Annotated in this window: 9 protein-coding genes; 2 read left to right on the top strand and 7 right to left on the bottom strand. The window is 52.1% G+C overall.

Annotation, left to right across the window (positions count from 1 at the left end; genetic code table 11):
• Positions 1-48: 48 nt before the first annotated feature.
• Positions 49-1,014 (top strand): LysR family transcriptional regulator, encoded by a 966-nt coding sequence (locus JW499_RS02570; protein WP_205209108.1) that lies wholly within the window; start codon positions 49-51, stop codon positions 1,012-1,014.
• Here the strand turns inward: JW499_RS02570 and JW499_RS02575 are convergent.
• The 5 genes from JW499_RS02575 to JW499_RS02595 form a co-directional block, all read right to left on the bottom strand.
• A complete protein-coding gene (locus JW499_RS02575; protein WP_205209109.1) occupies positions 1,002-1,562 on the bottom strand; it encodes an acyl-CoA thioesterase in 561 nt (186 codons plus the stop codon). The genes JW499_RS02570 and JW499_RS02575 overlap by 13 nt on opposite strands.
• Before the next feature lie 68 nt (positions 1,563-1,630).
• A complete protein-coding gene (locus JW499_RS02580) occupies positions 1,631-3,445 on the bottom strand; it encodes an SLC13 family permease (RefSeq protein ID WP_205209110.1) in 1,815 nt (604 codons plus the stop codon).
• Positions 3,446-3,491: 46 nt separating this feature from the next.
• On the bottom strand, positions 3,492-4,379 hold the full coding sequence (locus JW499_RS02585; RefSeq protein ID WP_205209111.1) for a DMT family transporter: 888 nt from the start codon (positions 4,377-4,379) through the stop codon (positions 3,492-3,494).
• Between the two features lie 74 nt (positions 4,380-4,453).
• The gene (locus JW499_RS02590) at positions 4,454-4,861 is read right to left on the bottom strand and encodes a GNAT family N-acetyltransferase (protein ID WP_205209112.1); all 408 of its coding nucleotides are present in this window, start codon (positions 4,859-4,861) and stop codon (positions 4,454-4,456) included.
• 48 nt (positions 4,862-4,909) lie between these two features.
• Positions 4,910-5,779: an AraC family transcriptional regulator gene (locus JW499_RS02595; RefSeq protein WP_205209113.1), complete on the bottom strand. Its 870-nt coding sequence runs from the start codon at positions 5,777-5,779 to the stop codon at positions 4,910-4,912.
• Positions 5,780-5,929: 150 nt separating this feature from the next.
• On the opposite strand from JW499_RS02595, the gene JW499_RS02600 reads away from it, so the two are divergent.
• Complete coding sequence (locus JW499_RS02600; protein WP_205209114.1) at positions 5,930-7,069, top strand: aminotransferase-like domain-containing protein; 1,140 nt, start codon at positions 5,930-5,932, stop codon at positions 7,067-7,069.
• A gap of 182 nt (positions 7,070-7,251) precedes the next feature.
• On the opposite strand, the gene JW499_RS02605 is transcribed toward JW499_RS02600, so the two are convergent.
• Positions 7,252-9,858: an MFS transporter gene (locus JW499_RS02605; RefSeq protein ID WP_205209115.1), complete on the bottom strand. Its 2,607-nt coding sequence runs from the start codon at positions 9,856-9,858 to the stop codon at positions 7,252-7,254.
• Positions 9,859-10,044: 186 nt separating this feature from the next.
• Positions 10,045-10,464 (bottom strand): hotdog fold thioesterase, encoded by a 420-nt coding sequence (locus JW499_RS02610; protein ID WP_205209116.1) that lies wholly within the window; start codon positions 10,462-10,464, stop codon positions 10,045-10,047.
• Positions 10,465-10,726: the final 262 nt, after the last annotated feature.

Raw genomic sequence — 10,726 nt, forward strand, 5'->3', positions numbered from 1 at the left:
TATCATTCAAACGATAAAATATGATTAATTAATTATTAATTCCGATAAATGAACACATCGCTTTCGATCAGACACCTGCGCGCCTTTACAGAAGTGGCCTGCTGCGGCAGTTTCACCCAGGCTGCCAGCCGGCTTCATCTGACTCAGTCTAGTCTCACCGCAACGGTCAAGCAGCTGGAGCAATCGGTCGGGCTGACCCTGTTTGACAGGACAACCCGACGCGTACTGCTCACGGCTCAGGGGGAACAGTTCCGTCCTGTTGCGGAGAAACTGATCTCTGATTTTGATACCGCCATAGGCGATCTCCAGGCAATTGCCGGGCAGCAACAGGGGCAGGTCGCGATTGCAGCATCCCCCTCAACAATCAGCCGGCTGCTCCCTCCGGTGATCGACGATTACCGGCAACAGTTTCCTGAGATTGCGATCTCACTGCGGGATGATAGCGCCGGACAGATAGAACAACGGGTATTGGATAACGATGTGGACTTTGGTATCGGCGCAAACCATTCGGCCAATCCTGAACTGAATTATCAGCCGGTACTGACCGACCGATACGGCGTAGTTGTGCCGGAAGAGCACCGTTTTGAAGGGTTTGAGTCGGTTCAATGGCAAGTGCTGATAGAGGAAGAACTACTGTTTCTCTCAGCTGATACCGGCATCCGGGCACAACTGAATCAGTTTCGCCAGGCGGGCCAGCTCCAGTTGTCAGATCAGAAAGCGATACTGGAGGTGTCAAACCCCGCGGGGATCGCCGCACTGATTCGCCAGCGCATAGGCATCTCGGTACTGCCCGCGCTGGCAGCCAGTACCGAATCATTCAAAGCGTTGCATTTTATCCCGCTGGTTGAGCCGCAGATGCGCCGCGAGATCTGTCTGGTGAGTCGTAAGGGTCGCTCACTGAGCCCGGCAGCCTCTACCCTGCTCAGTTTCGTCCGACAACATTTTCTCACCATGACACTGCCGGCCTATCTGGAAAGCACCGCTCAGTCTCAACACTCAAATCAGGATTTATAAAGACGACAGTTTTCACCGTCCAGCGCATTAATCTCTTTAATCAGATCGAGACTTCCACGGATTTTCTTCATCTCTGCACGGTGTGCCGATTTAAGCTGCTTGCGGATTTTGCCCTCGATGAAGCGTTTTATTTCCTGTTCATCCTCAAGGATTAAGCCAGGCACCGGCACAGGCTTGCGGCTCTCCTCATCCATCGCGACCATGGTGAAATAGGAGGTATTGGTATGCTTCACTATCCCCAGGCGAAAGTCTTCTGAAACCACTTTGATACCGATCTCCAGTGACGAGTTACCCACATAGTTGACCGACGCCGACAAGGTCAGCAACTCGCCCACCTCAACCGGGTTAAGGAAGTTGACCGAATCAACCGAAGCGGTCACACAGTAACCTTTGACATGGGATGCGGCACAGGTATAAGCGATCTTATCCATCAGCGAAAGAATCACACCTCCGTGTACTTTTCCTCCGAAATTAGCGTAGGAAGGCACCATCAACTCTTTCAACACCGTTTGTGATGACTTCACGGTACGATACTCACGATCACTCATTATTTAAACCTATCAGATTATTATGTTATGGGTTGTCAGATAATACATTTATATCGCGTGAATGCAGACTAAAACGGAAATATTAACGGCGTAACCGACAGCGTTATCAGCATCGACATTATCTGTAGCGGCAATCCGACTTTGACAAAATCGATAAAGCGATAGTTACCCGGCACCAGCACCAGAGTATTCACCGGCGAGGCTATCGGCGTCGAGAACGCAGTCGATGCGGCAATCGCTACTGTCATCATAAATGGCTCAGGGTTCATCTCCAGTCCCTGGGCAATGGCAATTGAAATTGGAGCGATCAAAACCGTTGTCGCCGTGTTAGAAATAAACTGACTCAACACTGAGGTCAGCAAAAACAATCCGGCGCAGATCAGCATCGGGGTACTTGACCCCAGCAGTGCTAATAAGCCTGTCACAATCAGATCCAGAGCCCCGCTCTTCTGCATCGCCAGCGCCAGTGGCAACATCCCGGCAATCAGCACCAGACTGCTGGCATTCAATGAGCGATAAGCCTCATTCATATTGATACAGCCGCTGAGAACCATCGCCACCGCAGCCAGTAGTATCGCACTAAGACTGGACATTGCACCGCTAATCATCAGTGCCAGCATAGCGACCATAATAGTCAGGGCAATCGGAGCATGCCCCCAGCGCGCCGATGTCTCAGTCATCTCCGCCGGGGTTTCCAGCATAACGAAATTCTGGCGATCATCCAGTGCTTCAATATAGCGCCAGCCGCCTGCCAGTAACAAAGTATCGCCAAACTGCAGCGGCTCACCGGCAAACCGGGTGACTAAGGGTTTGCCATCGCGCAACACACCAATAACACTGAGATTATACCGTTCTCTGAAACGCCCCTCCTGGATAGTTTTGCCGATAACCGGAGAGCGGTTATGCAACATCACCTCAGCTACACCAAACTCCTTATCCATGCGGGTACGTTCGTCATCGGGAAAACCAAAAAACATACACCCGGTTTCGATGCATAAGCGTTCGATACCGTCCGCTTCGCCATAGGCCAACAGCACATCACCACTCTCGATCTGTGTTTCACTGAGCACCGGCATAAACGATGACACCAGCTTTCCATCGCGACGAATGGCAAAAACCGTCACCTCAAAGCGGCTTCTCAGACGCATATCCGAGACCGTTTTACCCACCAGTTCAGAATCTTTTCTCACCCGTAAACGATACAGGTTATCCTCTATCCCATAGCGTTGAGCAAACTCTTTCAGATGGGGATGTGCAGCCTCCCGAACGCCGGTTTCGGGCAGCAATTTAGGCGCGATAAAGACCAGATAGAGGGTGCCAAACAGCAGAATAACACCACCGATCGGAGTGAAATCAAAAAAACCGAAGGGCTCCAGTCCCGCTGCCCGCAGCTGAGTACTGGCAACCATATTGGGTGGCGTACCGATCAACGTCATCATCCCGCCAATCAGCGACGCAAAGGAGAGCGGCATCAGCATTTTGGAGGGCTGTAGCCTGGCGGAACGACAGATACTCAGCACCACCGGAATAAACAGCGCTACCGCACCGGTGGAACTCATCACCGCAGACATCCCGGCCACCACAGGTATCAATACCAGCAGTAGCCTTCGCTCACTCTGCCCACCCATACGCAGAATCCAGTCGCCCACCGCCGCGGCAACACCGGTGCGGAACAGTCCCTCACCAACAACAAACAGACCGGCGATCATTACCACCAGTGACTGGCCAAAACCGGAAACGGTCTCTGCCGGCGTAATAACCCCCGATACGGTCAGCACCACAACCACCATCATCGCCACCATATCCATGCGGATGCGGTCCCAGATAAACAGACCGATAGTGGTCAGCAGTAGCGTTAAAACAAACAGAATCTCAATATTCACACAATCTCCTGTGCGGCATTTGCTGTTTATCCATTAATGCGGTCGGTTATCTCGCAGGCCCCGATGCCGGCCTGAGCACCAGGTACACTCCGGCGACGGTCACGCCGATCGCCACCACCTGAATCCAGCTGAGCGCTTCACCAAACAGAATCCAGGCTTCCAGCGAGGTGACCGGTGGGACCAGATAGAAGTAACTGGCAACACGAGCCGCCTCCCCCTCCCGGATCATGAACATCAATAGCAAAATCGCCGAGACCGACAAACCAAACACCAGCCAGGCAAGAGACAACATCAGCGTTATATTCCATTCAACGTGACGCTCTTCAAACAGAAACGCCAACAGCGCCATCGCTATAGCCGTTGACAGATATTGCCAGATCGATCCCGTTAACAGATCAACCTTACCACCAAAACGTTTCTGATAAAGCGTGCCAAAAGAGATTGAAAAAAGTGCAATAAGCACCGCGGCAACCGCCTCAGGTCGAAAAGTGATCACCTCACTATGCTGACCATTCAGCAGGATAACCACCACCCCGGCCAGCCCCATAACCAGTCCCATCCACTGTACGCCGCGCAGTCGCTGACCCAGCCACTGCCAGCCGATCAGTGACGTCAACAGAGGCTGTAAACCAACGACAATGGCGGCAATCCCGGCTGGCATCTGCCATTTGATAGCAGCAAATACCCCGCCAAGATAACAGGCATGCACCAGAAACCCGGTGACAGCCTGATGTCCCCCCTGGCGCAGTGAGGGCCAGGAAGATCGGTAAATCAGAGCCAGCAGGGTAAACACTGCCAGCGTCATAAGCATCCTGATAAACAGAAGATAGAACGGCTCAATATAGGGCAGTGCATATTTTGCCCCGATAAAGCCTGTGCTCCAGAGCAACACAAACAGTACTGGAACCAGTTGGGTAAAACGGGAATGGCTCACACAGGTCACCGATCTATAAAAACGTTACTGTACTTGTTATCCGGTTAAAACTCACATTTTAAAGACAACCGTGGTTAATGATCATCGCCATCATAGATCCACATCGGTTCGGTTTTACCTGCCCGACTAAAACCAAGCGACTCATAGAAGCCTATCGCATCACCATCGGCAGTTAACATCTGCTGATGAAAACCCTGGTAACGTTGTTGCATCGCCTGCATCAACTGCTTACCAATTCCCTGCCCCTGATAGTCCGGAGAGACCAGCATATGAGGGTAATAGACCACCAGATGGCCATCGGAGATCGCGTTACCCAAACCGATCAGTTTACCCCCGATCCGGGCGGTCACCAGCGAGTGAGACCCCTCCAGCGCAGCCATTAACTGAACGGGCTTTTGTGCCGCAGACCAGCCATTATCGCGGTAAAGCTGAACCACTTCGTCTTGCCGAAGATGATCGTTGAAACTGATTTCCGTGTTCACAAGTAAAGATCCTGTATTAAACCATTAATGTTAAAGGTTAAGGCCTGATCAGTAGAACTGAACAGGCTGAAAATATAACAGTTCAAACCGTTCCTCTGGATCAAGGAACTGATTGCGCTGATACTCGGCAAATGCGGGCGTAGCCCCTGATTTAAGGCCCGAAGCGACCAGCCACTCATCCTGAAGCCGGGTAATCCAGGGTAACAGTTCACCATACTGCCCGACAAACCTGAAACGAGCATACAAGCCCCCAGGAATCACCATCGAGTTGACCAGCCCGCGACGGGCAACCGGACGATCAATCACCAGGCAGGCGACATAGCGACACCGGTGTAGCGGCGTCCAGGCGGGATTGGAGTGATGCAGGCCGATCTGTTTTTCAAACGGACGTTTCTCTGCCGTTGCCCACGCCTGCAGGATCTGCCAGGCATTGCGAATTGAGCGACCATAACCCAGATGCCGGACATAGGCCACCGGTTGATCTGGCAGTTCAATCAGATCCGGCAGAGGCAGAGCCACCCCTTTAATCCGCTCGGCACCTGCAGCAATTTCAGGGTCTGCCAAATAGGGCTGAGTATGAGGACGCTCCTGAGTGCGCCAGCGGCCAGGGCTGATGCCGAACTGCTGGGAAAACACCCGGGTGAATGAAGCCAGCGAATTATAACCGCACTTCAGAGCGATATCCCGTATCGGCGTTAACGGTTCAAACATCAGCAGATTAGCGCCATGCTCAAGCCGGACCCGACGGATATAACAGTGCAGAGACTCGCCGGTAACCCGCTTAAACAAGCGGTGAAAATGTTGCTCAGAATAGGCCGCCACACGTGCAAGACCGGCACCGGTCAGCGGTGCACTCAGGTCCCGGTGAATACGGTGCAGGACATCGTTGATGCGCGCGGTCTGCTGAGTGTTTGGCATTGCCAGTCTGATCTCTCAAGTTCGGTTAATCGCTTTAACCCTAACGAAAAATAAGCTTAAACAGATAAATAGTAAAGCATAAATGGATAAATAAATAGGAACTCTCAGATCTACACTTTGACAAAGATAAATAAGCCACAGGACAGAGCTATGAAGTTTGCCAGACTTGCCAGGGCATTAAACCCATCCTATATCAGGGAGATCCTCAAAGCGGCGGTACAACCCGATATGATCTCAATGGCCGGTGGGCTGCCCGCATCCTCTTTGCTGCCGGTCAAACTCATACAGCAAACCTGCCAGTCACTGGCAGATAACGTGCATCTGTTTCAGTATGGTAGCAGCCGTGGTTATCAGCCTCTGCTGGATACACTCAGCCAGTCTGACCCGCAACACCCCCATCCCTGGTTAATCTGTAATGGCAGCCAGCAGGCCCTCGATCTGCTAACCCGGGCGCTTTTGGAACCGGGTGATGCTGTGGTTGCCGAAGTGCCTGCTTATCTGGGCGCATTGCAGGCGTTTCAGCTCAGCGGTGCAACTATCTGCCCGTTGAACAGTACCTCAGAGGGCCCGGATCTGGCGCAGCTCGAAGACTACCTGAAACACCCCTCAGTCAGACTGTTTTATGCGGTGCCTGACTTTCACAACCCTACCGGACGGGTATGGTCTGGCGGGGTGAGAATCGAAGTTGCCCGATTGTGTCGCCGCTACGGAGTGACGCTGATCGAGGATATTCCCTACCGGGAGTTACGTTTCAGTGGCGAACAGCAACGCCCCCTCAGTCAGCTCTGCCCGGAACAGACAATCACCCTGAAATCATTCTCCAAGATCGGGTTTCCGGGGTTGCGCGTCGGCGCGATGAGTGGGCCCGCTGAATTTATCAGGGTTGCTGAACGGATTAAGCAGGCGGTCGACCTGCATACCGGTATCCCTCAGCAGGCGATCATCAACGATCTGTTGAATCACCCGGGATATCCGGATCACCTTGCCAGTCTGCGATTTGGATATCAGCAGCGCTATCAGCAACTGAGCACGGAGCTAACTGAGCAACTGGGTCAGCAGGTGGAGTTTGAAACGGTTGAGGGTGGCATGTTTATCTGGTTAAAGTTGCGCAAAGGCAGAGGCAGTGAAGTAGCCGCCCGTGCCCTTGAACATAAACTTGCCGTTGTGCCAGGCGCCGCGTTCTACCCTGACGGGGCTAAAGAGACAGATAATGCTATCAGGCTCAACTTCAGTAATACTGAGCCATCCCTGGCTACTGAAGCGGTGACACGACTGGCAAGATCATTGTAAATCGTTAAAGCTGTCAGACTTCAGCTTAAACATGAACTTAACTTAAGCAGGCAAAGATCAGCGGGCGTCCCGGCCCGCTGATCCTCTGTAACGGCAGATTATGCGGTGTTTAACGGCGTTCCTATTTACTGCCCTTTTCTTGATGCCCTTTTCTTAATGCTCTTGTCTTAACGGCCTTTCTCTTAATTGTCTTTCTCTGATTTTTCAGCATCATCACCAGAGGGTTCATCCAAACCGTCGGCACTACGGTTATCTACCTGCCGTTCACTATTCCGGTCAATAGAGTCTACCCACTCACCCTCTGTGGACTGATCGCCAGCGCTGATCGCATCGACAACGTCAGAGGCGGCCTCTGGGATGTTTTCAACCACGGCGACAGCGACCTGTTCGGCACTCTCAGGTGATACCTCCCGAAGGCGGTTAACCAACTCAACCGCATCCTGAATTTCACTGGCAGGTTTGTCATTTAAACCGGCATTGTCGATCTGATAACTTTCATGTAGCAGCCGGGCAACTTCAGCCGCGACATAGCGTGCACTTTCCGGTACGGCTTCCACAATTTTCACCGCCAGATTCAGTGACATCTCAGGCGATAGTTCAGACATCCGGGTGAGCCACTCGATTGCTTTCTGATGCTCATCCTCAATCTCTTCTGCCTGTTCAGACGGTTCAGTATCGGTGTCAGAGCCGCCGACAGGCGTTTCAGCGACATCACTATCGCTGTCAGTCACATCATCAGCGTCCTCATCGGTTGATGACAGATATTCCTCAGTCACTTCGAACATCGATTCAGGCACCGCTTCTACAACGGTTGCGGCAACATCCATCGCCTGTTCAGGGGCGGCTTCAGAGAGCCTTGAAACCCACTCAACCGCATCATGATAATCGCTCTCATCCCCCTCAGATGCTCCATCTGAAGCGCTGTCAGCCCCTTCGCTGTTTGCCTCAGATTCGTAGTGGGACATATACTCTTCTGTCATGGCCACCGCAGACTCAGGCACAGAGCCTGCCACGGTCACGGCAATATCCAGAGCCTGATCCGGATTGGCATCCCAGAGTTCAGTTGCCATGTTCAGTGCATCGGCCTCACTGGTATCATCTTCACGGTCAGCCGGACGCATCGATTCACGCTCTTCGGCAATCAGACGGGCATAGTATTCAGCCACCTGAGTGGCAGATTCAGGCGCAGATGCAACGGCAATACGCGCCATCTCAATCCGCATTTCGGGAAATACCCGTCCCACTTCAATCGCCACAGGTATCACCTGCTGCGGATACCATTCAGCCAGACGAGATACCAGATCGGCTGCCAGATCAGGTTTGGCTTTGACAATCGCCTGAGTGATCTCAAGAATCTGATAGGGTGCCGCCTCTTTCATAACCTCATAAAGACGCATGACATCGATACCCGGTACTTTGGCAACAGCCGCGGCCACCTCAGTACCTCTTTCAGGATTCTTAACGGTCAGTGCCCGTGCCAGTTTAACAGCGGCCGCAGGATCAGATTCTGCGATACTGATTGCAAGTTCGGCCTCTGCACTCAGTTGCGCTTCAGGCTCGGTATACTCGGTCCGGGGGTCGAGGTAAACCGACGTGGTCAGTGCCTCACCCTGCATAACAAATCCTTCCTGATCCTCGACTGGCAGCGCCTTACTAACAGACATACGGTAGATTGTGAACAGCGCCAGAAGCATCTGTGAAACCGCGAGAAAATAGAACAGGCTGGAACTGCCAAAAGCGGACATCACCAGAGACGCTGTATAGGGGCCAATCGCGCCACCGATACCAAAGGCCAGCAGCATGCTGCCCATGGCGGATACCATCTCAGATTTTTTCAGTTTATCAAACGCCTCAGCAACGCTCAGCGGGTAATAACAGGCCACCATCCCTGACGTCAGACCACAGAGAATAAAGATGCCGGTCATCATATGCATCGCCGCCAGCGGGATAATTGCAACGCCAAGCACAGAGGAAAGCAGTAGCAAACCCAGCAATATGGTCCGTCGATCTAAACGATCTGACAGGGCTCCCACCGGAAACTGCATGCTGAAGGCGCCCAGGATGGCACAGCCCATAAACAGTGACAGCTGAAAACCGCTGATATGATACTCAGCAGCAAAAACCGGCAACAGGTTAAACAGTGCAGAATAGACCGCGCCCGATGTTAAACAGGTTACCACCCCCAGAGGGGATATTTTGTACAGAGAGATGATCGACATCGGCGCGACAGTCTCAATCACCGGGCCTTTAGAACGACTGAAAAGAACCGGCAGCGTGGCCATACAGAACAGGATACCCACCAGAACAAACAGTGTATTGTCAGACGGTTCAGCAACCCCCATCAGGAACTGTCCGCAAAACAGACCGCCCATGATACAGGCATTATAAACAGCCAGGATTTTCCCCCGGGTCTCTTCGGTAGCGCTGTCACTGAGCCAGCTCTCCATCGCGGTCAACAAACAGGCATGACTGAAACCAAGCAAAACCCGCAATACTCCCCACAACAGTGCGTTAGCATCCAGGGTGAAAGCCAGTATACAGATCGCTTCTATCGCCAGGCTGCCAGCAAAGACTCTGATATGGCCGACCCGTTTAACCAACTGTTTACTGTAGATGGCACCGGTCAGCATCCCCACGAAATACATCGACAGCACCATACCGATGGTGTCGGTTGAGATCCCTTCCAGTCCCATGCGTGATGGCACAAGAATGTTCATCAGGCCAATACCCAGATAGAGGATAATACAGCTGCTAAACAGGGCAATTAATGACAACAGAGCTTTACGCACGAAGATTTCTCTCTTCAGAAATATAAAATTATGGCAGAAACGCGTTCAGTTTCAGGTTTTAAAAAATGCAAAAAGCCGGCTTAATAGGCCGGCTTGTTAAGTCGTCAGTCTAACACCCTAAATCGGTCATATACACCCCTAAAGTGCCGATTCAGATCATAATCAAAGCTGTTTTTCTAAATCAGATTAATTCCCTAATACCGCGACGGTTAAGCGGGAAACGCAAATCGCCTTTTCCTGCTCATCGACGATGCGGATATCCCACACCTGAGTTGAACGACCGATATGGACAGGTGATGCGGTACCATAAACATGTCCGGTGCTGATGCCTGACAGATGATTCGCATTTATCTCAAGCCCGACACACCGATGGCCGGGTTCGGCGGCCAGTTGTGCGGCAACACTCCCGAGTGTTTCCGCCAGAACTACCGATGCGCCCCCATGCAGAAGCCCCATCGGCTGGTGTGTTCTGCAATCGACCGGCATAGAGGCTGTGATATAATCGGGGCCGATTTCGGTGATCTCAATTCCCAGGTGGTCGATCAGTGTATTTCTGGCGAACACCTGTAACTCGGCAACACTTTTTTCTGTTTTCCAGATAGACATATACACCTCCGCTGCAAAACAACTAAATTATCACTTCAGCCAACCGCTAAAAATATCATTTCCGGTCAATTTGGTGTCACAACGGCTCAGTGTCTGATTTTGCTGGCAGGCTTCAGATAAGGGTGCGAATAAGCCGAGATATGGTGATTTCTGGTGTATGGAGAAAGATAGAGAGGGTGGCGTATCCTGTTGATTGATCTCGCCAGATCGCAATCAACAGAAGAGAGATACGCCATGAGTAAGTTTACCCTGACAGCCCGGA

The organism is Amphritea pacifica, from assembly GCF_016924145.1.
GTDB classification, from domain to species: domain Bacteria; phylum Pseudomonadota; class Gammaproteobacteria; order Pseudomonadales; family Balneatricaceae; genus Amphritea; species Amphritea pacifica.